Raw genomic sequence first — 25,526 nt, forward strand, 5'->3', positions numbered from 1 at the left:
CAAATCCTCAAGCGGCAATACCGGCCATCATCAGGCCAAGTGTCTGTTCACCGGCGTCCGGTGTCTTCTCGCCAACCACCTTGCCGGCGAACATCACCAGGATCCGGTCGGACAGCGAACGGATTTCGTCGAGTTCGACGGAGACGAGCAACACGGCCTTGCCGGCGTCACGCGTCTCGACGATCCGCTTGTGAATGAACTCGATGGCGCCGATGTCGACACCGCGTGTGGGCTGGCCGACGATCAAAAGTTTCGGGTCGCGTTCGATTTCGCGGGCAACGACGATCTTCTGCTGGTTGCCACCGGAGAAGTTGGCGGTCTTCAGCCGCGGGTTCGGCGGGCGGATGTCGTATTTTTCGATCTCGGCGACGGCGGCCTTGCGGATCGCATCCGGGTCGAGAAAGAAGCCCTTCCCGTAGCGTTCGTCACGATGATAACCGAGAATGGCGTTCTGGCTCTCTTCGAAAGGCAGGACCAGGCCCATGTGGTGTCGGTCTTCCGGAATATGGGCAACGCCAATGCCGCGCAATTCTGCCGGATCGAGCCCCGCGACGTTGCGGCCGCCGATCCAGATCTCGCCGGATGTCGGCTTGCGGATGCCGGTGATCGCTTCCAGCAATTCGCTCTGGCCATTACCCGCGACCCCTGCGATTCCGACGATTTCGCCGGAGCGCACGTCGAAGGAGACATTGTCGACCATGACGACGCCACGGCTGTCCTTGACGGTCAGGTTCCGCACGGAGAGGTAGATGTCGCCCGGATTGGCTGGCTGCTTGTCGACATGCAGCAGCACGCGACGGCCGACCATCAGCTCTGCGAGTTCCTCGACCGTGGTTTCGGCTGTCTTGCGTGTCGCCACGATTTCGCCGCGTCGCATCACCGAGACGGTGTCGGTGATCGCCATGATCTCGCGCAGCTTGTGCGTGATCAGGATGACGGTCTTGCCCTGATCACGCAGCACGCCGAGGATCTTGAACAGGTGGTCGGCCTCGGCCGGCGTCAGCACACCCGTCGGCTCGTCCAGGATCAGGATTTCTGCGCCGCGATAGAGGGCTTTCAGGATTTCCACACGCTGCTGAAGGCCGACCGGCAGTTCTTCGATCACCGCGTCGGGATCGACTTCCAGCTCATAATCCTCTTCGAGCTTCTTCAGCGCGGCACGCGCGCTGTCCACACCCTTGGCCAGTGTCGCGCCACCTTCGGCGCCCAGCATCAGGTTCTCGAGCACCGTGAAATTTTCGACCAGCATGAAATGCTGGTGCACCATGCCGATGCCGGCGGAAATCGCCGCCTGGCTGTCCCGGATGGTGGTCGGCTTGCCGCCGATCTGAATGGATCCCTGGTCGGCTTGATAGAAGCCGTAGAGGATCGACATCAAGGTCGATTTGCCCGCGCCGTTTTCACCGATGATACCGTGAATGGAGCCCTTGGCGACCGTAAGGTTGATGTTCTTGTTGGCATGCACCGCACCGAACTTCTTGTCGATGCCGATCAATTCGATCGCCGGTACCTGGCTCGTTGCAGTCATTCCGGTCCCCCAGACATACAAAAAGGGCGCAGGACGACGAATGAGCCGTCCTGCGCCCGGATTTCAGATCACTTCGGGCAGGAATTGTCCGACATGTAGTCGTGGATCTTGACGGTTCCTGCGATGATGTCGGCCTTCGCCTTTTCGACGGCTGCCTTCATGTCATCGGTGATCAGCTTGGCGTTGTTGTCGTCGAGCGCATAGCCAACGCCGTCTTCCTTGACGCCGAGTGCCAGCAGGCCGGGCGTGAACTTGTCGTTCTTGGAATCGGAATAGGCGTTGTAGACGGCGAGGTCGACGCGCTTGACCATCGAGGTCAAAACGGAACCCGGCTGCAGGTGGTTCTGGTTGGAATCGACGCCGATCGAGAACTTCTTGTTGTCGGCGGCGGTCTGAAGAACGCCGAGGCCGGAAGCGCCGGCTGCCGCGTAGATGACGTCAGCGCCCTGGTCGATCTGGTTCTTGGCGAGTTCACCGCCGCGGACCGGATCGTTCCATGCAGCACCCGTCGTGCCGATCATGTTCTGCAGGACTTCGATGTCGGCCTTGGCGGCGCGTGCGCCCTGCTCATAGCCACATTCGAACTTGCGGATCAGCGGAATGTCCATGCCGCCGACGAAACCGACCTTGCCGGTGGTCGACGCCATGCCGGCGAGCAGGCCGACCAGGTAGGAGCCTTCTTCTTCCTTGTAGACGACCGAACGGACATTCGGCTTGTCGACGACCGAGTCAACGATGACGAACTGGGTGTCGGGGAATTCTGCCGCGACCTTTTCGATGGCCGAGGTCCATGCGAAGGACACGGCAACGATCGGGTTGAAGCCCTTCGAGGCGAAGTTGCGGATCGCCTGTTCGCCCTGGGTGTCGCTGGTCGGCTCGAAATCACGATAGTCGATGCCGGTTTCGGCCTTGAACTTCTCGGCGCCACCATAGGCGGCTTCGTTGAACGACTTGTCGAACTTGCCGCCCGTGCCATAAACCAGCGCCGGCTTGATGTCGGCCGCAAGTGCGGTCGCCGACATCGCGGCCAAGGCAAAGAGACTGAGGAGGGTTTTCTTCATTGTGCAGCCCTGTTTGTTGCTATTGATCTTGTTGGGTCCTCCCGCAAGCCTTTCCACATGAGAAAGACATGTCTGCGGAACCGCCGCTCCCCTTTTCCAGAGGTCCTGGCTGGGCCGCATCCTTGCATGGCTTTCGCAAAAATTCACCAGATTTTTTTCATCTGGTAAAGATTCACACCCGTGCTGAAAATTCAGCATCGAGTGTGAAAATCTAGTCAGATCAAGGGGATTTGTGCTGCCGCTTTGGGCAGCACCTCTCAGGCCGCCGGCTGGATCGGGCAGGCAACGCCCGTGCCACGCAGACCGCAATAGCCGTTCGGATTCTTGGCAAGATACTGCTGGTGATAGTCTTCGGCGTAGTAGAAGGGACCGGCATGGGCGATTTCGGTCGTTACGCGACTGCTGTGTCCGGCCTGAACCAAGGCGTGCTGGAACCGATCGCGCACTGTGATCGCGAGTTCCATGTCCTCGTCCGTTTCGACATAGATTGCAGACCGGTAGGTCGTGCCGATATCGTTACCCTGCCGCATGCCCTGTGTCGGGTCATGGGCCTCGAAGAAGATCTTGAAGATCTCTTCCAAGCTGATCTTCGCCGGATCGTAGACCACCTTGACCACCTCGGTGTGGCCGGTGAGCCCCGTGACGGTCTCCTGATAGGTCGGGTTCGGTGTGATTCCGCCCTGATAGCCTGCCGCCGTGACATAGACGCCGGGCGTCTGCCAAAGCAGCCGTTCCGCGCCCCAGAAACATCCCATACCCAGATAGACGGTCCGCATGCCCTCGGGGTAGGGCCCCTTGAGAGGCAGACCGGAGACGAAGTGTGTTTCGGCGGTCGGCAGGGCCTCGGCTCTCCCGGGAAGCGCGCTTTCGGCGGTGGGCATTGTCGTCTTCTTGTTGAACATGTCGATCAGGAACATCTCGATACTCCTTCTGATAAGCGGGGCGCCGCCGGATGCGGGCCAAGCACGGGTGGGGCGAATGACTGTTGTATGTCGCAGTTTTCCCGCTGACCTTACATGCCCATGCGGTGGCTCAACGCTTCGAGCCGGCGCTCAGGCCGCAAACCGTCCGGCAAGCGACGGCTTCTTGTAGCCCAGCATCCAGAAGACCAGCGACATCGCAAACAGCACGACAAAAGCAGGTTGCACCAGGACGGTGTCGCGCAAGGCTGCCCAGGTGCCGATGCCGAAGCGGGCCTCGAGTGTCTGCTGCAACATCGCCAACGACGCCGGGCTGACATCTGCCCAGACGGACGTCAACGGTGTCAGAATCATGCGGGAAGCCGAAACAGATGCGATCGTGTCCACCGTCGCTGCAACCACCCCCGCGCACAGCAGGAGCAAACTCATCATTCTCAAGGCAAGCCGCACCATCAACATCCCCGGCTGAACTCGACGGCAGCCTCCGATCCCGCTGCTGTCTGGGGCTATAGATAGGGATTTGTCGGCCGATGTCAAAATAATGAGAGATTTCGGTTGATCAGCCGAATTTCATGGGTATATATCGCGCCCGACCAACCGCGGTGATTTTCGCCGCGACCTCCCTGGACAGGTGGCCGAGTGGTTGAAGGCGCACGCCTGGAACGCGTGTGTGCGTGAAAGCGTACCGTGGGTTCGAATCCCACCCTGTCCGCCATTCCTTGATATTCTACCGTTATTCCTGAGCGCTCCTCCTGGTCCCCTGGTGAGGCCGATGCTGGAACGTGGATTCCGTTTCCTACACGAGCTGATGAAAGAGTGACTTGGCGACCGGTTGCCGGCCGCGTATGCCAATCTCCATTGAGGCAGGCGGTGTGAACCGTGGGCCTATGCAGCCGGATCGCAAGCGCCCAAAACAATCCAGATTGACCTGACGATTTGTGCTGAGACCCGCTGGCTGCTGGCTAATTCGTTGGTTCCATGACCAGCGGACCACGGGACTGGGGTCTCCCAGCGAGCCCTGTTCTGCCCAATTCGTAATCACCAAGCAATGCATGTTTCGCATAGCTGCAGTGCAGCATTGATGCTTGGAAACGGCGGTGGTCAGCGTATGATCACAGTCATCGAAGCAATGCACCTCCTCCCGCAGAGCTTCGACGCAGGGCGACCACTCCTCCTCCCAAGGTCGTCCTACAGAACACCGGCACTCCTCCTCCCAGTCGGTGTTCAAACCATTCGAAAAGCCTGCCGCACCTCCTCCCGCGGCAGGCTTTTTCGTTTTCGGCCTTCGTGCGACTTTCCTGCCTGTCCACCGGGCAAATGCCCGACGGCTGTTGACAGCGGTTTTCGTCCGCGCGCGATCAGCTCTGCCGCATGAACTTCTGAATGAGATCGGCGAGCGCTTCCGGTTGCTCGACCGAGGGGATGTGGGCGCAATCGGCAATTTCCTCGAAACGCGCGCCCGGCACGAGATCGGCACCGGCCTTGACGGTGGCGGGCGGCGTGGAGCCGTCCTGGTCGCCGACCACGAAGAGCGTAGGAACCGTGATCGTCGGCAGGACGTCGGAGAAATCTGTGTCGCGCAGGGCAGCACAGGTCGACAGATAGCCTGCGATGGACTGGCGGGTCATCATCAGGCGATAGCCGGCGAGTTCATCGGCGCGCTCCTCATGGAAGGCCGGGGTGAACCAGCGCGCCATGGCGCTATCAGCAGCGCTCTCCAGGCCCCCCTTCTCGATGCCGGCGATGCGCTCGGCCCAGATTTCGGCAGTGCCGATGCGGGGCGCGGTGTCGCAGAGGATGAGCTTGCGGAAGAGATCCGGCCGCTCCTGCCAGAGGCCCTGGCAGACAAGGCCGCCAACGGAGAGGCCGCAGAAGGTGGCTTTGCGGATGCCGAGTTCGTCGCAGAGGCTGGCGAGATCCGAGACGAGATCGGCCATGCCGAAGGGCTTGTCGGCGCCGCCGGAGAGGCCGTGGCCACGGCTGTCATAGAGCAGCACAGAGACATCGTCGCCGAGTTCGTCGAAGAGCGGCAGCCAGATGCGGAAGTCGGTGCCGAGGCCGTTGGAGAAGACGATCAGGTTCTTGGCTTTCGCCTCGCCGATCAGTTCGTAGTGCACGACATTGCCGTTGATGGTCTTGAAGGCCAAATCTTGTACTCCTGCGGGTTGAACAGCGCCCGTGTTTCGCAAACCGGCAAGGCCGGGAATTCTCAGTGCGCCTCGTCCCAATTGTGGGCGGCGCGGGCGTCGACCTTGAGCGGCACGCGCATGGAGACGGCCGGCATGGCGGCGTTTTCCATGATGTCGACGATGACAGGCATGGCGGCATCGACGGCCTCGTCCTCGACTTCGAAGATCAGTTCGTCATGCACCTGAAGCAGCATCCGCACGCGCTCCGAGAGACCGGCCGCGGCAAGCGCCGGCTCGATCTGGATCATCGCCCGACGGATGATGTCGGCAGCCGAGCCCTGGATGGGCGCGTTGATCGCAGCGCGTTCGTTGAAGGCACGCATGGAGGGGTTGGAGGACTTGATCTCCGGGTAATGGGCGCGGCGACCGAAGATGGTTTCCACATAACCATGCTCGCGGGCGAAGGCCTTGGTGCTCTCCATGTAGTCCTTGATGCCGGGGAAGCGCTCGAAATACTTCTTGATGTAGTCGCCGGCCTCCGAGCGCTCGATGCCGAGCTGGTTGGCAAGGCCGAAGGCGGAAATGCCGTAGATGATGCCGAAATTGATTGCCTTGGCGCGGCGGCGGACTTCCGACGGCATGCCCTCTACCGGCACGCCGAACATCTCCGAGGCGGTCATGGCATGGATGTCGACGCCATCGGCGAAGGCCTGGCGCAGCTGCGGGATCTCGGCGACATGAGCGAGCACGCGCAGTTCGATCTGGCTGTAGTCTGCCGAAAGCAGTTTGTGGCCCGGCGTCGAGATGAAGGCCGTGCGGATCTTGCGGCCTTCGGCGGTGCGGACCGGGATGTTCTGCAGGTTCGGTTCCGACGATGACAGGCGGCCCGTCGTCGTCGAGGCGAGCGAATAGCCCGTGTGGACGCGCTTGGTCTGCGGGTGGATATAGCCGGGAAGTGCATCGGTATAGGTGGACTTCAGCTTGGTCAGCTGGCGCCAGTCGACGATCTTGCGCGGCAGGGGTGCACCCTCGGCGGCGAGGTCTTCGAGGACCTGGGCGGAGGTGGACCACTGGCCGGTCTTGGTCTTGGAACCGCCCGGCAGGCCCATTCGACCGAACAGGATATCCCCGAGCTGTTTGGGCGAGCCGATGTTGAAACGCTCGCCGGCGAGTTCATAGACCTCGTCCTCGGCGGCAGCGGCCTTCTGGGCAAGCTCGCCCGAGAGGCGGGAGAGGATCTGGCGATCGACGGTGATGCCGCGCTCTTCCATATGGGCAAGCACCGGCACCAGCGGGCGTTCCAGCCGCTCATAGATGCGCGTCAGACCCTCGGCAGCGAGACGCGGCTTCAGAACCAGCCAGAGACGCAGCGTCACATCGGCGTCCTCGGCGGCATAGGCGGTTGCGCGATCGATGTCGACGAGATCGAAGGTGACGGAGGATTTGCCGGAGCCGGCGACATCCTTGTACGGAATCGGCGTGTGGCCGAGCCATCTTTCCGACAGGCCATCCATGCCGTGATTGCCCTTGCCGGCGTCGAGCACGTAGGACATCAGCATAGTGTCGTCGAAGGACTGAAGCGTGATCCCGTGGCGCTTCATCACCAGGTAATCGTATTTCAGGTTCTGCGCGACTTTCAGGACGGAAGGATCTTCGAGCAAGCCCTTCAGGGCGGCCAGCGCCTCTTTCATCGGGATCTGGCCCTCGGCATGACCGCCACCGAGAAGATCACCGACGCCCGTCTTGTGGGTCAGCGGGATATAGGCGGCGCGGATTTCGGTGGAGCCGGGCGAAAGGACATTGTCCTGGATCGCGAGCGAGACGCCGACCAGCTCGGCCTGCATCGGATCGAGCGAGGTGGTCTCTGTGTCGAAGGCGACGAGGCCGGTTTCGCGGGCAGCAGCAATCCAGAGCTCAAGGGTCTCGATATCGCGGATCGTCACATAGGCGCTGGTGTCGAGCGGCTTGCCGGCAAAGGCATTGGCGCGGCTTGCCGCAAGATCGACAGGGGTTTTGCCGTCGGGGCTGCCGGTCGCTGTCGCCGTTGACGCAGCTGTTGGTGCAGTGTCGGGAGCCGACGACGAGGCGGCTGCGTCTCCCGCGTCAAGATCGGGGCCGCGGGCCGAATCGCCCCATTCGACGGGCACGACAGCCGGCTCAATCGCGGCGGCATCGCAGTCGCAGACTTCGGCCACACGGCGGGTCAGCGTGGTGAATTCCATCGCCTTGAGGAATGCAATGAGCTTCGGACCGTTCTGCGGTTCGAGCACCAACTCCTCGAGCTTCATGTCGAGCGGCACATCGGTGCGCAGTTCGACGAGCTGGCGCGAGACACGCGCGAGCTCGGCATTGGCGACGATGTTTTCGCGGCGCTTGACCTGTTTGATCTCATCAGCACGGGCGAGCAGGGTTTCCAGATCGCCGAACTCTTCGAGCAGCTGGGCGGCGGTCTTGGGGCCGATACCGGGAATGCCGGGAACGTTGTCGGTCGAATCGCCTGTCATCGCCTGCAGATCGATCATCTTTTCCGGCGGCACGCCCCATTTCTCGATGACGTCGGGAATGCCGATCTGCTTGTCCTTCATCGCGTCGTACATATGCACGTTCGCGGTGACGAGCTGCATCAGGTCCTTGTCGGAGGAAACGATGGTGACATCGGCGCCGACGGCCTCAGCCTGGCGGGCATAGGTGGCAATGATGTCATCGGCCTCGAAACCTTCGGTCTCGATGCAGGGCAGATTGAAGGCGCGGGTCGCATGGCGGATCAGGCCGAACTGCGGGATCAGGTCTTCCGGCGGGGCCGAGCGGTTCGCCTTGTAGAGCGGGTAGATTTCCTTGCGAAAGGTCGTCGACGAGTAGTCGAAGATGACGGCCAGATGCGTTGGCGTCACACCGACATCGGTGTTGCGGGCATCGCGCAACAGCTTCCACAGCATGTTGCAGAAGCCGGAGACCGCGTTGACGGGCAGGCCGTCCGACTTGCGGTTCAGGGCCGGGATGGCGTGGAAGGCGCGGAAGATGAAACCCGAGCCGTCGACGAGGAAGAGGTGATCGCCTTTTTTCATGTCGGCATGGATAGCGCGGGGCGGCGAAAACGTCCATGACGGTTTGTTCTGCGTGGACAAAAACCGAGTATGCGCTTGGGCAGCACGCGACCCTGACCTGAAATGGAAAGCTCACAAAAAGCTTACCGATTTGTAATGCCTCTTTCCCTTGAAAAACCACATTTGGAACCTCAGATCACAGTCATCGGCGTCTGATCACGCCGTAGTCTGAATGAGGCTCGTCCCCCGCCGCGTCAGACTCGGGCAAAGGCCTTATCCCCCTCTCCGGGCCTTTGTCCCCATATTCCGGAGCCGCCGTGGCAGTCCCCGCCTCAAGCCACGGCGGCTTCCGAAGTCAAGAGCGCATCCCATGACTGGTCAGCCACAGGAATGCATCGCCTGCGATGCTTCTTGCCGTTAAAGTCGGCAACCCAAATTCCTAACCTCTCGACATTGTCGTGCCATGGCCAATGACCGCCCGGAATCTGCCACACAACTGGCGACCCAGTTCGCCCGCAGCGTGACGCGTGCTCTACAGAGCCGGGCCGTGCGTCTCGGCTTCTCACCGGGTCAGTTTCCCGTTCTGCTCGAATTGTGGGAGGAGGAGGGGCTAACCCAGCGACAACTGCTCGATCGCGTCGATGTGGAACAGGCGACCATGGCCAACACCTTGGCCCGCATGGAGCGGGACGGCCTGATCGAGCGGCGCGTGCATCCGCGTGACAAGCGTGCCCAGCAGATCTTCCTGACCGAAAAGGCGCGAACAATGCGCGAGGAAGCACTCGTTCTGGTCCGCGAAGCGGAAGATGCCGTGTTTTCCGGTTTCCGGCGCTTCGAAAAGGAGTTGTTGAAGGAGTATATCCGCTGGGCGATCGCGAATGCCCGCAAGCTGTGAGCGGTGGTCGGTTGGCTGGCGGGCCGGTCCGGCATCTCGAAATTTACCGTCGTCATGCCTCGAAACGACAGTCGCTTTGCTCTATGCTCCGCCGCGATTTCAATTCTGCAGGACATGACCATGACCGATCTTTCTCCCATCCTCGCCAAGGCCGATGATACTCTGCCACAGAGCCTCGACCGGCTGTTCGATCTGGTCCGAATCCCTTCCATCTCCACCGACCCCACCTACAAGGACGAATGCCGCAAGGCCGGCGAATGGCTGGTGAAGGAACTGGCCGAGCTTGGCTTTGATACCTCGCTGCGCGACACGCCCGGCCATCCCATGGTCGTGGCGCATCACGCTGCCGACCGTGCGGACGCGCCCCACGTGCTCTTCTACGGTCACTACGATGTTCAGCCGGTCGATCCGCTGGACCTCTGGGAGGATGACCCCTTCGCGCCAGCGATCAAGGAAAAGGACGGCCGCAAGATCATCACCGGGCGTGGCACGTCTGACGACAAGGGTCAGTTGTTGACTTTCGTCGAAGCCTGCCGCGCCTACAAGACGGTCAAGGGCTCCCTGCCAGTCAGAATCACCATCCTGTTCGAAGGTGAGGAGGAATCCGGTTCGCCCTCGCTGAAGCCCTTTCTCGAAGCCAATGCGGCAGAGTTGAAGGCCGATTTTGCCCTGGTCTGCGACACCAGCATGTGGGACCGCGAGACCCCAGCCATCGCCGCTGCGCTGCGGGGCCTTGTCGGTGAAGAGGTGACCATCACGGCTGCTGACCGCGATCTGCATTCGGGCCTGTTCGGAGGTGCCGCTGCGAACCCGGTCCACATCCTGACGAAAATCCTGGCCGATCTGCATGACGAAACCGGCAAGGTCACCCTGCCGGGCTTCTATGACGGCGTTGAGGAAACACCCTCCAACATCAAGGCATCCTGGGAGAGCCTTGGCCGCACCGCAGAAAGCTTCCTCGGCGAAGTTGGTCTGTCGATCCCCTCGGGCGAAAAGGGTCGTTCGGTTCTGGAGCTGACCTGGGCCCGTCCGACGGCGGAGGTGAACGGCATCATCGGTGGCTACACCGGCGAAGGTTTCAAGACGGTCATCGCCGCCAAGGCTTCCGCTAAGATCTCGTTCCGTCTCGTCGGAACCCAGGATCCCGCAAAGATCCGCGAGAGCTTCCGAAGCTTCGTGAAGGCGCGGATTCCGGCCGACTGCTCGGTGGATTTCCACGAACATGGGGGCTCGCCTGCAATCCAGCTTTCCTATGATTCGCCGGAGCTGACCAAGGCGAAGAATGCGCTTTCGGATGAGTGGCCGAAGCCGGCCGTGATCGTCGGCATGGGCGGCTCGATCCCGATTGTGGGAGATTTCCAGAAAATGCTCGGCATGGACTCGCTGCTCGTCGGCTTCGGTCTGACCGATGACCGCATCCATTCACCCAACGAGAAGTATGACCTGAACTCGTTCCACAAGGGTATCCGCTCGTGGATCCGTATCCTCGACGCGCTAGCCAACAAGTGAGCGCATAAGCCAGAAAAGCAAAAAGGCCGGTCAAAAACCGGCCTTTCCTTTACGCTTCAACGCTGTCCTGCCAGTACATCCGTGGTCAGGGGCGGAAACGTGCCATGCGATGCTTCGGATGTCTGCTTGCCTCGGCAAGCTCATCCCTGATCCACAGGATCGCGCGGGATGATGAACAATTCCTTAAGGGCGTCACGTTTCGTGCAATCTCTGCGCTGAAACGATTCGCTCGTCGCTTGGTAGCCTGGAGATGGGAACGGCCCGATCATGTTTCAAGGGCCCTCTGCGTTCAGAGTTGAAGATTGCGACTAAAGCCGAGTAGGGTAAGCCCATGAGTCTTGAATCCGTCCGTGAGTTTTTCCGCACCCATGCCCCAGATCTTTCCGTCATTGTGACGGAAGCGAGTTCTGCGACCGTGGCTCTGGCTGCTGAAGCCCATGGTGTCGAACCCGACCAGATCGCAAAGACGATCTGTCTGCGGATCGGTGAGGACACGGTGCTTGTCGTCACTGCGGGCACCAGACGGCTCGACAACAGAAAGTTCAAGGATCGCTTCGGCGTCAAGCCGCGCATGCTTGATGCAGAGGCTGTTGTCGAAGCCACCAGTCATCCGGTCGGCGGTGTCTGTCCTTTCGGTCTTCCCGCGCCGCTCAAGATCTATTGCGACATCTCGCTGAAAAACTGGACCGAGGTCGTGCCCGCTGGCGGAGCGACCAATGCCGCGGTCAGGATAGAGCCGCAGCGCATGGCAACGCTGGTCGATGCGGAATGGGCCGACCTCTGCCAGTGACTGAAGTGTGGTTATGGCTGTTTACCGCGTCTTAACCACCCCTTAAATCGCCGCAATTATTGTGCAATCGGAGGAAAGCCGCACCGGCCCGGACGCGGATTTCAGCGATATCAGCACGGCGGCTCGCGAGCATCTCGGTTCGTGCGTCGTCTGCCACATGAGCATCTGGAGCAAGACCGCCGGAATGGTGAGCCGAGGCAAATCCCGCGACCGTATTGAACCGAGCTTCGAGGAGGAACGCGAGGACGAGGATCTGCGGCTGGATGCGGACGATCGGATTACAGGCGGCCGCAAGGCGCGCGCGGCCGGCAAGCGATCGGCCCCGACAGCCAGATCCAACAGCGGCAAAAAATCTCCGCCCCGCAAGCGCCAATCGTCCGGCGGCTTTGGCCTCGGACGCCTGATCTACTGGTGTTTCGTCCTGTCGATCTGGGGTGCCATCGGGCTTGGTGCTCTGATTGCCTATTACGGCTCCCAGATGCCGAGCGCCAGCAGCTGGTCGATCCCCGAACGCCCGCCGAACATGAAGATCGTCTCCGTCGAGGGCACGGTGATTGCCAATCGCGGCGCGACCGGCGGCGAAGCGCTTCCTCTGGAAGAGATGTCGCCCTTCATCCCTCAGGCGGTGATGGCGATCGAAGACCGGCGCTTCTATTCGCATTTCGGCATCGACCCCTTGGGCCTCGCCCGCGCCATCGTGACCAACGTGGTGAGCGGCCGCGCGGTGCAGGGCGGCTCGACGCTGACCCAGCAGCTGGCCAAGAACCTCTTTCTATCCCCGGAGCGCACCGTCGAGCGCAAGGTGCAGGAAGTCCTGCTCGCCTTCTGGCTGGAGCAGAAATACACCAAGGATCAGATCCTCGCGATGTATCTGAACCGGGTCTATTTTGGCTCGAACGCCTATGGCGTGGAAGCCGCCGCACGTCGCTATTTCAACAAATCGGCGCGCGATGTGAATCTCGGGGAAGCCGCTCTTCTCGCCGGATTGCTGAAAGCGCCGTCGAGACTCTCTCCCGCCCGTGATCCGGAAGCAGCAGAAGCCCGTGCCCAGGTCGTGCTCCAGGCCATGCTGGAAGAGGGTTATATCACCGCCGACGAGGTGAAGACGGCGATGTCGCAATCCCCGACCAAGGCGAAGCGCTATTGGAGCGGCGCCGGCCAGTATGTCGCCGACATGGTCCGCGACGATGTCACGGCCCTGATCGGTCAGGTCACCGAAGATATTGTCGTCGAAACCACGATCGACATGACGCTGGAGAAAAAGGCCGAGGCGGCCCTGACCGAGTCGCTGGCAGCCGAAGGCGCGAAGGTGAATGCGTCCCAGGCAGCGCTGGTCTCGATCGATGGCACCGGCGCGATCCGGGCTCTGGTCGGCGGGCGTGACTATGCCGAAAGCCAGTTCAATCGCGCGGTCAAGGCGAAGCGACAGCCCGGTTCGGCCTTCAAGCCCTTCGTCTATGCCGCCGCGATGGAGATCGGCCTGCGACCGGGCTCCACCCGCAACGATGCTCCAATCCGCATCGGATCGTGGACGCCTCAGAACTATGACGAGAAGTATCGCGGTCCGGTGACGCTGTCCCACGCGTTGGCCGAATCACTCAACACCATCGCCGCCCAACTGGTCATGGAAGTCGGCCCCGATCAGGTGATCAAGCTTGCCCATCGCATGGGCATTGATTCCGACCTTCAGAACAATGCCTCGATCGCCCTCGGTACCTCCGAAGTCTCGCTGCTCGAGCTGACGGCAGCCTATGCGCCCTTCATGAACGGCGGCTACAAGGCGACACCCCATATCGTTCAGCGCATCCTCAAATCCGACGGCACGGTCATCTATGAGAACAACTATCTCGAACCACCCCGCGTTCTCAGCGATCAGGTTGTCAGCGAAATGAACCAGATGCTGATGGGTGTGATCAACGACGGCACTGGCAAGAAGGCGCGCCTGAAGGGGTGGGAAGCGGCTGGAAAGACCGGCACCACCCAGTCGTTCCGCGACGCGCTCTTCGTCGGTTACACCAGCAATCTGACCACCGGTGTCTGGTTCGGCAACGACAATGGCGATTCGATGAAGAAGGTCACAGGCGGCGGGCTGCCGGCACGTGCCTGGCACGATTTCATGTCTGCCGCCCATCAGGGCCTGGCGCCCGCACCCTTGCCGGGTGGCGATTATCAGGATCCCGCCCCCATCGCAGAGGATCCGTCCATCGGCTCCATCATATCGGATGTGCTGAACGGTGGTGGGGAAGAGCGCTATCCAGCCCAGCCGCAGGCGGCGGACGAACAGCCGATCCCACAGGAAGAGCAGGGCGACTGGCCTGTGTTGGAAGGTCCCGTGCCGCCCGGCGATGTCGGCCAGGGTCCTCAAAACGGTGCACCGCGACGCACCACGTTGCTCGACCTGATCCTCGGTCAGTGATCGCGTCTCATCGGACCATTTTGGCGATGGCCAGGAGCAAGCCTTGAATGCTAAAGGCCTTGTCGGAGAAGACGAACGGGCAGCATGGAAAGTGGCTCAAGAGGCCATTGCAATCTGTTCTTTTTACTGATTTTCAGCGGATTTCCAGCCTTGCAGTCGGAAAAACCGCTTCTTATATACGCGACATAGCCGCAGCACCGCTGTAGCAGATCCCAGACCATCCACGTCGAGGGGCTGTCAGGAATGCCTGATTGGGGTTCCGACGGCCTGCTTCAAGGAGAATATGACATGGCAAAAGTAATCGGTATCGACCTTGGAACGACCAATTCCTGCGTCGCCGTCATGGACGGCAAGGATGCGAAGGTCATCGAGAATTCGGAAGGCGCACGCACCACGCCGTCCATGGTGGCATTTTCGGACGACGGCGAACGCCTCGTCGGCCAGCCGGCCAAGCGCCAGGCGGTCACCAACCCGACCAACACCCTCTTCGCCGTCAAGCGCCTGATCGGCCGCCGCTACGAAGATCCGACGGTTGAAAAGGACAAGGGCCTCGTGCCGTTCCAGATCGTCAAGGGTGACAATGGCGACGCCTGGGTCGAAGCCCAGAACAAGGGTTATTCCCCGTCGCAGATCTCGGCCATGATCCTTCAGAAGATGAAGGAAACGGCTGAAGCCTATCTCGGCGAAAAGGTCGAAAAGGCCGTCATCACCGTTCCCGCCTACTTCAACGACGCGCAGCGCCAGGCAACCAAGGATGCCGGCCGCATCGCAGGTCTGGAAGTTCTGCGTATCATCAACGAGCCGACTGCTGCTGCTCTCGCTTACGGCCTCGACAAGAAGGACGGCAAGACGATCGCCGTTTACGACCTTGGCGGTGGTACCTTCGATATCTCGGTTCTGGAAATCGGCGACGGCGTCTTCGAAGTGAAGTCGACCAACGGCGACACCTTCCTCGGCGGTGAAGACTTCGACATGCGTCTCGTCGAATATCTCGCAGCCGAGTTTAAGAAGGATCAGGGCATCGACCTGAAGGGCGACAAGCTGGCCCTGCAGCGCCTGAAGGAAGCCGCCGAGAAGGCAAAGATCGAGCTGTCGTCCTCGCAGCAGACCGAAATCAACCTGCCGTTCATCACGGCGGACGCTTCCGGCCCGAAGCACCTGACGATGAAGCTGACCCGCGCGAAGTTCGAAAGCCTGGTCGACGATCTCGTCCAGCGCACGATCGCACCGTGCAAGGCAGCTCTCAAGGATGCCGGCGTTTCGGCAGCCGATATCGACGAAGTGGTTCTGGTTGGCGGCATGAGCCGCATGCCGAAGGTCCAGGAAGTCGTGAAGCAGCTGTTCGGCAAGGAGCCGCACAAGGGCGTGAACCCAGATGAAGTCGTTGCCCTCGGTGCAGCGATCCAGGCCGGCGTTCTGCAGGGCGACGTCAAGGACGTTCTGCTGCTCGACGTGACCCCGCTGTCGCTCGGCATCGAGACCCTCGGTGGCGTCTTCACCCGTCTGATCGACCGCAACACGACGATCCCGACGAAGAAGAGCCAGACCTTCTCGACCGCTGAAGACAACCAGCAGGCCGTGACCATCCGCGTCAGCCAGGGCGAGCGCGAAATGGCTGCAGACAACAAGCTGCTCGGTCAGTTCGACCTCGTTGGCCTGCCGCCGGCACCGCGTGGCGTCCCGCAGATCGAAGTCACCTTCGACATCGACGCGAACGGCATCGTCCAAGTTTCGGCCAAGGACAAGGGCACCGGCAAGGAACAGCAGATCCGCATCCAGGCCTCCGGTGGTCTCTCCGACGCCGACATCGAGAAGATGGTGAAGGACGCCGAGGCGAATGCTGAAGCCGACAAGAAGCGTCGTGCGGTGGTCGAAGCCAAGAACAGCGCCGAAAGCCTCGTCCACTCGACCGAAAAGTCGCTGAAGGACTACGGTGACAAGGTATCCGAAGCCGACCGCAAGTCGATCGAGGATGCGATCGCCGCGCTGAAGTCTTCGCTTGAAGCCTCCGATCCGTCGCCGGAAGACATCGGCACGAAGACCCAGGCGCTCATGGAAGTCTCCATGAAGCTCGGTCAGGCCATCTATGAGGCCCAGCAGGCCGAAGGTGGCAATGCCGAAGCCGGTGACGACAATGTTGTCGATGCCGACTACGAGGAAGTGAAGGACGAAGACGCGAAGAAGTCGGCCTGATGCCGGCTCGCTTCACGCGCATCGTTTCGGGCGGGCTGGCCTTTGGGCCAGCCTGCATCGCGTTGATGATGGCGACGGCAGCTCTTGCGCAGAACGCCGAGGTCGGATCCGTTTATCGACAGGTCGCGGGCGCCGAGGCGAAAGTCTCCAAGGCCCTGTCCGCCAAGGACTCCAAGGGACTTTCCCGGATTGGCAGTGAACTTGGAAAGATCATCGAGGCGGCCTTGCAGCGGCGCGAGGATGGCGGTTCGGTGTCGGCCTGTGACATGGCGGCCCATTCGCTTGCCTTTGTTGCCGTTTCAGCGGCCGATGGTTTGATCAGCAAGGGCGAGGCGCGCAAGCTCCTGATGGACGATGCGATGGCGGCGGCTTCCGACTTCCAGAAAGACATGCAGGCCTGTGACAAGCTCGCCGGCAAAGCGTCGGGCGGTCACACGAGCGTTGGGAAAGCTTTGAGGGCTTTGTAAGACGATGGCAAAGGCAGATTTCTACGAGACCCTTGGGGTTGGCCGCACTGCGGATGAAAAGGAGCTGAAAAGCGCCTTTCGCAAGCTGGCCATGAAATTTCATCCGGACAAGAACCCGGGCGACAGCGAAGCCGAGAAGAAGTTCAAGGAGATCAACGAGGCCTACGAGACCTTGAAGGATCCCCAGAAGCGCGCAGCCTATGATCGCTTCGGCCACGCCGCCTTCGAACAGGGCGGCGGCGGCTTCGGCGGTGGCGGCGGCGGGTTCTCCGGCGGCGGGTTCTCCGACATTTTCGAAGACATCTTCGGCGAAATGATGGGCGGCGGCCGCGGCGGCCGGGCGCGCTCCACGGGCGGTCGTGAGCGCGGCGCGGATCTCCGCTACAACATGGAAATCAGCCTCGAAGAGGCCTTCACCGGCAAGACGGCGCAGATCCGGGTTCCGACCTCGATCACCTGCGATCTCTGCACGGGCACCGGTGCCAAACCCGGTACCAAGCCCACAACCTGCGCAACCTGTCAGGGCTCGGGGCGCGTCCGTGCAGCCCAGGGCTTTTTCTCGATCGAGCGCACCTGCCCGACCTGCCACGGTCGCGGCCAGACCATCTCTGATCCCTGCGCCAAGTGCCACGGCCATGGTCGCGTGACAGAAGAGCGGTCGCTCTCGGTCAACATCCCCTCTGGCATCGAGGACGGCACGCGCATTCGCCTGCAGGGCGAAGGCGAAGCCGGTCTGCGTGGCGGTCCGGCGGGCGATCTCTACATCTTCCTGTCGGTCAAGCCGCACGAGTTCTTCCAGCGAGATGGTGCCGACCTTTATTGCTCCGTGCCGATCTCGATGACCACTGCTGCCCTTGGCGGCACCTTCGACGTGGTGACGTTGGATGGCACGAAGTCGCGCGTAACGGTGCCGGAAGGCACCCAGGCCGGCAAGCAGTTCCGTCTGAAGGCCAAGGGCATGCCGGTCCTGCGTTCGACGCAGACGGGTGACCTCTACATCCAGATCCAGATCGAGACGCCGCAGAAGTTGACGAAGCGCCAGCGCGAACTTCTGCAGGAGTTCGAGCAGCTTTCGTCGAAGGAAAACAACCCGGAATCGACGGGCTTCTTCGCCCGTATGAAGGATTTCTTCGACACGCTGAGCGACTGATCGAAGGACGGGTCTAAAAAGCAAAGAAGGGGTGAGCCGCAGGGTTCACCCCTTTTTCATTCATACCTGCAAGGACGGCGGCTACATCAGCGCCGACAGCTCATCGCGATGACGCATCATCGCGCGCAACAGGGCGTGGTCGCGCGCCAGCGCTGCCTGCCGCGCGGGATCCGGCCGGACAGTCTTCAGCGGAAACCGCATCGCCGCCCCGGCGGTTTCGGGTGTCGGGAACAAGCCAGCGGAAACGGCGGCATGCAGTGCGGAGCCGAGGAGCACGGCGTCGCACCCGTCAGGCACGTGCATCACGCAGCCGGTCGCATCGGCGTACAGTTGCGAAAGCAGCGGATGATCGGCAAGCCCGCCTGCAAGGAACAGGGCCTGCGGATTTCCCGCCTTAGCTGGCAGATGGTCGAGAATGTTGCGGATGCTGCAGGCCAGGGAGACGCAGCTTCGCCAATAGAGCCTCAACAGGCCGTCGAGGCTGCGGTCGAGATCGAGACCCGAAATGGCACCGGTGAGCGAGGGGTTTGAAATCGGCGACCGTGTTCCATGGAAATCGGGCAATACGCTGATCGGCAGCCCAAAGTCCGGACCTTCCTCCGCCACTCGCTCCGCGATCCGGTCGAGCAGGTCGCGATGGCGATCCTTGGTCGGTATTCCACCTGCCGGATGGTCCCTGACGATATGATCGAGGAAGGCACCCGAGGCCGATTGCCCTGCCTCGGTCAGCCAGAGGCCGGGGAGTGCGGCGTCCCGGAACCCGCCCCAGCAGCCTGGTCCGGATATCGGGTCGGGGGACAGCATCACGATGCAGCTCGAGGTGCCGGCAATCAGGGCGGCGCGGCTGCCCGCAGGCGATGCGTCCGTTCCGAACAGCGCCACGGCACCGGCATAGGCGTCCACCAGGCCGGGTGCCGCGAGGCATGCGGTGGTCAGCCCAAGCGCCTCTGCCGCAGGCCCGGAAAGCGGCCCGACCGGAATGCGAATCGGATGCGACCTTTCCGGAAGCGCCGCCTTCTCTGCAAGGTCCTGAAGCCCGATCTGCGCATAGAAAGCGTCGGGTCGCACACCGGGCGGCTCAGGTGAATATCCCCATTTCGAGGCAAGCGGCGAATGGCTTCTTCGATCGATCCCCGTCGCCCGCCAGGTCAGAAAGTCACTGAGATCGGAGATCAGTCCGGCCCGGGCCCAGGTATCGGGCAGATGCCGTTTCAGCCACAGGAGCTTTGGCAGTTGCATCTCCACCGACAGCCGCCCACCGAACCGGTCGAACAGGGGATCATCGATTGCGTTGCACTCATCGGTTTCGGCAATGGCACGATGATCCATCCACAGGATGGTGTCATGCTCTGGCTTTCCACCATAGGAAACGGAAAGCGGCGAGCCGTCCCGGCTTCGCACCACCAGCGAACACGTGGCATCGAAACCGATGGCACGAACGCTCGCGGCATCCACGCCCGCGGCCGCAAGGGCAGCCCGGGATGCCTGGCAAACGGCGCCCCAAATTTCTTCGCTGTCCTGCTCCATGTGATTATGCTGCGGACGATGCAGCGATATGGGCACGACGCATCGGGCGAGTTGGCGCCCCGTAAGGTCGAAGATACCGACCCGCGCGCTGCCCGTGCCCACATCCACGGCCATGAGGTGCTCACGCATCGGAATGGTCTTTCGGTCTCCTCGCTCCGTCGACAAAGTGGAGCAATTCCTCCATCGCGTCAAACCGGGCATCGGGATGAAGTGCCGTCAGGGCTTCCTGATACGAAGTGTGGACGGTGTGCGACCCGCCGGTGAAAGCGCAGACCCTCATGCCGGCCGCGCGAGCCGCGACAATGCCGGCAGGGCTGTCCTCAACGACCAGGCAGGCCGATGGCTCGATGCCCATGGCAGCGGCGGCGTAAAGAAAGAGATCGGGCGCCGGCTTGCCGTTCTCGACCATGGTGGCGCTGAAGATCGACGGCTCGAAAAGACCGAGCAGGCCGGTTGCCGCCAGCGACAATTCGATCCGCTCCCGCTGGCTGGAAGAGGCGACGCACCAGGAGAGCCCCAGCTCTTTCAGCCCGGCCACGGCCCGCTCTATCCCGGCAATCGGCTGGAGTTCGCGGCGAAACCGGACATACAGGGCTTCGCGCATCCGGTTCAGAAAGTCATGGTCGATTTCGACACCGAACTCCTGACGCACGACATCGGCCATAGAGCTGATGCTGCGTCCGAGAAAACGCTCGGCCGCACCATTGGCATTCATCTCGATCCCCTTGACGGCCAGCGCCTCGACCAACACCTCAAGCGCAATCGGCTCGCTATCGACGAGGACACCGTCACAGTCGAAGATGACGAGGCGGATCGGCTGTAGGTCCATGGTCACTCAGCTTGAAAGGGTTCCATCGATGTAGCGCTGGAGCGTAATGGCGGCACCCTGGCTCCGCAAGCTGTCGATCGCTTCGTTAAACCGCTTCTGGAATCGGGCATCTGCCCCGACCGAGCCAAAGATGTCGCCAAGGCCGATGAAGGCCATGGGGTCCGAGCGCGAAGCGAGCGCTGCAGCATGCAGGCGTTCTGCACTTGGGTCATTGAAGACAATCGTCCTTCCGCCGTCGCTCTTGCCCTCGAAATACCGGCACCAGAGTGCGGAGACGAGAGCCAGCCCCTGTACGTCGGAGTCCTGGGTCAGCCGATCGGCTGTTGAGGGCAGAATGAATTTCGGCTGCCGGTTCGATCCGTCCTGTGCCAGGCGCGGTATGGTATCCCCGATTTTCGGGTTGGAGAAACGGTTCTCGATGAGGGTGAAATAGTCCTGAAGGCTGGTGTTCGGGACCGGCGGCACGACGGGAATGATCTCCTCGTGTTCGAGCTTGGCGAGGAAGGCCCGGATCAGCGGATGCTCCATGGCTTCGTGCACGAAATGAATGTCCATCAGTGCTGCCGGATAGGCGATGGCCGCATGCCCGCCATTCAGAATCCGGAGCTTCATCAACTCGTAGGGGGCGACATCAGGCACGAAAGTCACGCCGACCCGCTCCAATGCCGGCCGCCCGAGCGGAAACTTATCCTCCAGCACCCACTGCTTGAACTCTTCGCAGAACACCGGCCAGCCGTCTTCGATTCCATAGACGTCCCGCGTCAGATCGATTTCCCTCTGGCCCGTCGCCGGTGTGATTCGGTCCACCATCGAGTTCGGGAAGGCCACGTTCTCGTGGATCCAATGGGCAAAATCTGGATCGGAGAGGTTTGCCAGGCCGCAAAGTGTGGCCTCGGTGACTTCCCCATTGCCTGGGATGTTGTCGCAACACATGACGGTGAACGGCGGATGCCCGGCATCTCGTCGCGCCTTGAGGCCCGCAATGATCAACCCGAAGACAGTCTTTGGCGCGTCGGGGGTCTGCGCATCCGCGACGATCGCCGGATGCTGAGGATCGAACTTGCCGGTTGCCGGATCGATGAAATAGCCGCCTTCGGTGATCGTCATCGAAACGATGCGGATCGAGGGGTCCGCAAGGGTCTCGATGATCCGGTGAAAATCCGGTGCGGTGATCACGTCGAGCATCGGGCCGGTGACCGTCGCAGCCGAGCGCGCTGTGTCCTGCTCGACGACGGTCGTCAGAAAATCCTGCGCCTTCAGCGTGTCGCGCATCCTCTGGTCTGAAGGCATGACGCCGGCGCCGATAATCCCCCAGTCCAGATCCCGCCCCTGGTTGAACAACTCATGCAGATATACGGCCATATGCGCGCGGTGGAAATTGCCGACACCGAAATGCAGGATCCCGGGACGGATTTCCTCACGGCGATAGGCGGGCAGGGAGGCTCGGCCGCCAATGTCATCGAGAGTTGCAAGTGAGAGTTTGGTCGTCATGGGTGCATTCCTTGGCTGGGGGCTGCACGAGCCGTCAGCTCATCCAGTTTCCGCCGTCGACATTATAGGTCTGGGCAACGATGTAATCGGCCTCCGCCGACGCGAGGAAGACCGCCATACCGGTCAGGTCTTCCGCCCGGCCCATGCGGCCGAGGGGAACGGCTTCCCCGACCAGCTTCTTTTTCTCGCCAAGAGGGCGGTTCTCGTATTTGGCGAACAGCGCGTCCACTTCGTCCCACATCTCGCTTCCAACGACGCCGGGCGCGATTCCATTGACGTTGATTCCGTGCTTGATGAGGTTGAGACCGGCTGACTGGGTGAGCGAGATGACCGCCGCCTTCGACGCGCAATAGACGCCGACCAGCGGCTCCCCCCGCCGTCCGGCCTGGCTGGCCATGTTGATGATCTTGCCGCCGCGCCCTTGTGCGATCATCTGCTTGGCCACGGCCTGGAGCGTGAAGAGCGTGCCGCCGACATTGATGTCGAAGACGCGCTGGTAGCTCTTCCGGGTGATCTCGACGATCGGTGCGAGATCGAAGATTGCAGCATTGTTGATGAGAATGTCGATGCCACCCGCGCGGTCAACACAGGCCTGAACCGCGTCGTCGATAGACCCTTGGTCCGAAACGTCGATCCGCACGGCATAGGCGGCGGGACCGATCTCGGCGGCAGTCGCCGTCGCACGGTCGAAGTCGATGTCGGCGATTGCGACGGCGGTTGCCCCCTCGCGCACATAGGCTTCCGCGAAGGCGCGACCAATGCCGCGAGCAGCACCCGTGATCATCGCCGATTTTCCGTTCAGTCTGCCAGTCATTGGGCAAGTCCCTTGTCATTGAATTTGTGCAGACGGGCGAGGTCCGGCGTGACGAAGACGGTGTCCCCGTGCCGGACAGGGAATTCTCCGCCCGTTCGTGTCGTGATCGTACCCACGCCCTCCACCTGAACATGAAGGAAGGTATCCGAACCGAGATGCTCTGCGACGGTGACGATGCCGCGCCACATGCCCTCGGTAGTCGAAAGCGTCACATGCTCCGGCCGGATGCCGATCGTATGCGCTCCATGGGCCGAAGCGGCCTGGCCGGAAATCAGGTTCATCTTCGGCGAACCGATGAAGCCGGCGACGAACAGGTTGGCGGGGCTGCGATAGAGCTCGAGCGGCGATCCGACCTGCTCGATTCGCCCTTTGTTCAGAACGACGATCTTGTCGGCCATCGTCATCGCTTCGACCTGGTCATGGGTCACGTAGATCGATGTCGCCTTCAGCTTCTGATGCAATTCGGTGATTTCGAGGCGCATCGCGACACGCAGGGCTGCGTCGAGATTGGAGAGCGGCTCGTCGAAGAGGAAGCAGCGCGGATTGCGCACGATGGCGCGGCCGATGGCGACGCGCTGGCGCTGACCGCCGGAAAGCTGGCCTGGTCGACGCTCCAGATAGTCGGTGAGGTTCAGGATACGGGCTGCCTCCTCGACCTTCCGCTTTATCTCGGCCGGATCCACCTTCGCCATCTTCAGCGGAAAGCCGATGTTCGAGCGCACGCTCATGTGCGGATAGAGCGCATAGGACTGAAAGACCATCGCCAGACCGCGCTGTGCAGGGGGCGTCTGCGTCTGGTCCTTGCCATCGATCAGGATCCGCCCGCCGGTCGCGTCCTCAAGGCCTGCGATTAGCCGCAGCAGGGTGGACTTGCCGCAGCCGGAGGGACCGACGAAGACAACGAATTCACCGTCGTTGATCTCGAGGTCGATCCCCGGGATAACGGCATGTTCGCCGAAGGACTTGGAGAGCTGTTCGAGCTTGATGCTGCCCATGGTGGTTGTCCTTACTTGACGGCGCCGAAGGTGAGGCCGCGCACGAGTTGTTTCTGGCTGAACCAGCCAAGGATGATGATCGGGGCGATAGCCATGGTAGAGGCCGCTGAAAGCTTCGCCCAGAACAGGCCCTGCGGACTGGAGAACGAAGCGATGAAGGCGGTGAGCGGCGCTGCGTTCGTGGTCGTCAGCCGGATCGACCAGAAAGATTCGTTCCAGGCGAGGATGATATTGAGCAGCAGTGTCGAGGCGATGCCCGGCAGAGCCATTGGCGTCAGAACGTGAAAGATCTCGTTGAACAGGGACGCGCCGTCCATTCGCGCGGCTTCCAGGATCTCGCCCGGGATTTCGCGGAAATAGGTATAGAGCATCCACACCACGATCGGCAGGTTGATCAGCGTCAGCATGATCGTCAGGCCGATGCGGGTGTCCAGCAGGCCGAAATCGCGAAACAGCAGGTAGATCGGCACGAGCACGGCAACGGCCGGCATCATCTTCGTCGAGAGCATCCACATCAGGATGTCCTTGGTCCGCTTGGTCGGCGAAAACGCCATCGCCCAGGCGGCGGGAATGCCGATGATGAGCGCCAGGATCGTGGATCCGACCGATAGCACCACCGAATTCATGAATGGCTTGATGTAGTCGCGCTGTGTCTGCACCGTCACGTAATTTTCCAACGTGAAGGTTGGGATCATGTCGAAGCCCTGGATCGCCTCGGTTTCCGTCTTCACGCTGGTGATCAGCGTGTAGAGGATCGGGAAGAAGATGACGAAGGCGACGATCCAGGCCAGGGTGGTGAAGGCCAGTCTGCGGCGCGGGCTGGTGATGCGGGCCATGGTTCTCTCCTTACCGGTCGAGGTTTTTGCCGACCGCGCGCATCAGGAAGATGGCGACGACATTGGCGAGGATGACGGCGATGATGCCGCCGGCCGAAGCTCCGCCGACGTCGTAGCCGAGCAGCGCGGTGCGATAGATGAGGAAGGCGAGGTTGGTCGAGGCATAACCGGGGCCGCCATTGGTGGTGACCAGGATCTCCGCATAGACGCCCAGCAGGAAGATCGTCTGGATCAGGATCACGACGGTAATCGCGCGGGCCAGATGCGGCAGCGTCAGGTAGATGAATTGGTTGATGAAATTCGCGCCGTCCATCTCGGCGGCTTCCTTCTGCTCCATGTCGAGCGATTGCAGGGCCGTGAGCAGGATCAGCGTCGCAAACGGCAACCATTGCCAGGCGACGATCACGATGACCGAAAACAGCGGATACTGCGCGAACCAGTCGACCGGTTTCAGCCCGATGGCGCGGTTGATGTCTGCCAGAACGCCATAGCCCGGATGCATGATCATGTTCTTCCAGATCAGCGCGGCGACAGGCGGCATGACGAAGAACGGCGAGATCACCAGGATGCGCACGATTCCCTGGCCAAAGATCGGCTGGTCGAGCAGCAGGGCGAGCAGAATTCCGCCGACGATGGTGATCAGCAAAACGCCGCCGACGATCAGCAGGGTGTTCCAGATCGACTGGAAGAAGGCGGGATCGGTGTAGAAATAGCGGTAGTTGAACAGACCGCCGAAGCTGACATTGGCAGGGTTCAAGAGGTTGTAGTTCTGGAACGAGAACCACAGCGTCATCGACAGCGGCACGATCATCCAGATCAGCAGAAGCCCGACAGACGGCGCCATCATCAGACGTGCCAGGGTCCGTGTGTTTTCCGTAGCCATGGGAGAGCCCGCCTTGGTAGCCGTGTGAACGAGGCCGAAACGCCGTCAC

Annotated in this window: 20 protein-coding genes and 1 tRNA gene; 8 read left to right on the plus strand and 13 right to left on the minus strand. The window is 61.5% G+C overall.

All coding sequences use genetic code 11. From position 1 onward, the window contains the following. Nucleotides 1-7 precede the first annotated feature (7 nt). The 4 genes from ACT53S_RS00260 to ACT53S_RS00275 all read right to left on the minus strand — a co-directional run bounded on the left by ACT53S_RS00260 (nt 8) and on the right by ACT53S_RS00275 (nt 3,962). Nucleotides 8-1,528: an ABC transporter ATP-binding protein gene (locus tag ACT53S_RS00260; RefSeq protein WP_113378380.1), complete on the minus strand. Its 1,521-nt coding sequence runs from the start codon at nt 1,526-1,528 to the stop codon at nt 8-10. Between the two features lie 68 nt (nt 1,529-1,596). Continuing rightward, on the minus strand, nt 1,597-2,589 hold the full coding sequence (locus ACT53S_RS00265) for a BMP family ABC transporter substrate-binding protein (RefSeq protein ID WP_113378379.1): 993 nt from the start codon (nt 2,587-2,589) through the stop codon (nt 1,597-1,599). A 257-nt stretch (nt 2,590-2,846) separates the two neighbouring features. Next, a complete protein-coding gene (gene msrA, locus ACT53S_RS00270) occupies nt 2,847-3,506 on the minus strand; it encodes a peptide-methionine (S)-S-oxide reductase MsrA (RefSeq protein ID WP_476065517.1) in 660 nt (219 codons plus the stop codon). Nucleotides 3,507-3,641: 135 nt separating this feature from the next. Beyond that, nucleotides 3,642-3,962, minus strand: a complete 321-nt coding sequence (locus ACT53S_RS00275) for a hypothetical protein (protein WP_476065518.1) — start codon at nt 3,960-3,962, stop codon at nt 3,642-3,644. Nucleotides 3,963-4,134: 172 nt separating this feature from the next. On the opposite strand from ACT53S_RS00275, the gene ACT53S_RS00280 reads away from it, so the two are divergent. Further along, nucleotides 4,135-4,224 (plus strand) — tRNA-Ser (locus ACT53S_RS00280). Nucleotides 4,225-4,867: 643 nt separating this feature from the next. Here the strand turns inward: ACT53S_RS00280 and pcaD are convergent. Continuing rightward, nucleotides 4,868-5,656 (minus strand): 3-oxoadipate enol-lactonase, encoded by a 789-nt coding sequence (gene pcaD / locus ACT53S_RS00285; RefSeq protein WP_476065519.1) that lies wholly within the window; start codon nt 5,654-5,656, stop codon nt 4,868-4,870. A 62-nt stretch (nt 5,657-5,718) separates the two neighbouring features. Further along, nucleotides 5,719-8,703 (minus strand): DNA polymerase I, encoded by a 2,985-nt coding sequence (polA, locus tag ACT53S_RS00290; RefSeq protein WP_476065520.1) that lies wholly within the window; start codon nt 8,701-8,703, stop codon nt 5,719-5,721. Between the two features lie 442 nt (nt 8,704-9,145). Between polA and ACT53S_RS00295 the strand changes: the two genes are divergently transcribed. From ACT53S_RS00295 to dnaJ, 7 genes are all read left to right on the plus strand, one after another. Then, entirely contained in the window at nt 9,146-9,577 is a 432-nt protein-coding gene (locus ACT53S_RS00295; RefSeq protein WP_476065521.1) for a MarR family winged helix-turn-helix transcriptional regulator, read from the plus strand. Between the two features lie 120 nt (nt 9,578-9,697). Then, nucleotides 9,698-11,086, plus strand: a complete 1,389-nt coding sequence (locus ACT53S_RS00300) for a dipeptidase (RefSeq protein ID WP_476065522.1) — start codon at nt 9,698-9,700, stop codon at nt 11,084-11,086. A 331-nt stretch (nt 11,087-11,417) separates the two neighbouring features. Continuing rightward, complete coding sequence (locus ACT53S_RS00305) at nt 11,418-11,876, plus strand: YbaK/EbsC family protein (protein WP_142072356.1); 459 nt, start codon at nt 11,418-11,420, stop codon at nt 11,874-11,876. A gap of 184 nt (nt 11,877-12,060) precedes the next feature. Continuing rightward, nucleotides 12,061-14,292, plus strand: coding sequence for a transglycosylase domain-containing protein (locus ACT53S_RS00310; RefSeq protein ID WP_476066610.1), 2,232 nt, complete (start codon nt 12,061-12,063; stop codon nt 14,290-14,292). A 288-nt stretch (nt 14,293-14,580) separates the two neighbouring features. Next, on the plus strand, nt 14,581-16,485 hold the full coding sequence (gene dnaK / locus ACT53S_RS00315; RefSeq protein WP_476065523.1) for a molecular chaperone DnaK: 1,905 nt from the start codon (nt 14,581-14,583) through the stop codon (nt 16,483-16,485). Further along, nucleotides 16,485-16,952, plus strand: a complete 468-nt coding sequence (locus tag ACT53S_RS00320) for a hypothetical protein (protein ID WP_476065524.1) — start codon at nt 16,485-16,487, stop codon at nt 16,950-16,952. The genes dnaK and ACT53S_RS00320 overlap by 1 nt, the downstream gene beginning before the upstream one ends. A gap of 4 nt (nt 16,953-16,956) precedes the next feature. Further along, entirely contained in the window at nt 16,957-18,102 is a 1,146-nt protein-coding gene (dnaJ, locus tag ACT53S_RS00325) for a molecular chaperone DnaJ (RefSeq protein ID WP_476065525.1), read from the plus strand. A gap of 81 nt (nt 18,103-18,183) precedes the next feature. On the opposite strand, the gene ACT53S_RS00330 is transcribed toward dnaJ, so the two are convergent. Genes ACT53S_RS00330 through ACT53S_RS00360 form a run of 7 tightly spaced genes read right to left on the minus strand, consistent with a single transcriptional unit; the run spans nt 18,184 to nt 25,477 of the window. After that, nucleotides 18,184-19,758 (minus strand): FGGY family pentulose kinase, encoded by a 1,575-nt coding sequence (locus ACT53S_RS00330; RefSeq protein ID WP_476065526.1) that lies wholly within the window; start codon nt 19,756-19,758, stop codon nt 18,184-18,186. Beyond that, nucleotides 19,751-20,458 (minus strand): HAD family hydrolase, encoded by a 708-nt coding sequence (locus ACT53S_RS00335; RefSeq protein WP_476065527.1) that lies wholly within the window; start codon nt 20,456-20,458, stop codon nt 19,751-19,753. The genes ACT53S_RS00330 and ACT53S_RS00335 overlap by 8 nt, the downstream gene beginning before the upstream one ends. 6 nt (nt 20,459-20,464) lie before the next feature. Then, nucleotides 20,465-21,949: a mannitol dehydrogenase family protein gene (locus ACT53S_RS00340; protein ID WP_476065528.1), complete on the minus strand. Its 1,485-nt coding sequence runs from the start codon at nt 21,947-21,949 to the stop codon at nt 20,465-20,467. A gap of 34 nt (nt 21,950-21,983) precedes the next feature. Next, on the minus strand, nt 21,984-22,763 hold the full coding sequence (locus ACT53S_RS00345) for an L-iditol 2-dehydrogenase (RefSeq protein WP_113378367.1): 780 nt from the start codon (nt 22,761-22,763) through the stop codon (nt 21,984-21,986). Then, nucleotides 22,760-23,758, minus strand: coding sequence for an ABC transporter ATP-binding protein (locus ACT53S_RS00350; protein WP_113378366.1), 999 nt, complete (start codon nt 23,756-23,758; stop codon nt 22,760-22,762). The genes ACT53S_RS00345 and ACT53S_RS00350 overlap by 4 nt, the downstream gene beginning before the upstream one ends. A gap of 11 nt (nt 23,759-23,769) precedes the next feature. Continuing rightward, a complete protein-coding gene (locus tag ACT53S_RS00355; protein WP_113378365.1) occupies nt 23,770-24,594 on the minus strand; it encodes a carbohydrate ABC transporter permease in 825 nt (274 codons plus the stop codon). A gap of 10 nt (nt 24,595-24,604) precedes the next feature. Continuing rightward, on the minus strand, nt 24,605-25,477 hold the full coding sequence (locus ACT53S_RS00360; RefSeq protein WP_113378364.1) for a carbohydrate ABC transporter permease: 873 nt from the start codon (nt 25,475-25,477) through the stop codon (nt 24,605-24,607). Nucleotides 25,478-25,526 lie beyond the last annotated feature (49 nt).

The organism is Allorhizobium sp. DMC15, assembly GCF_056314065.1.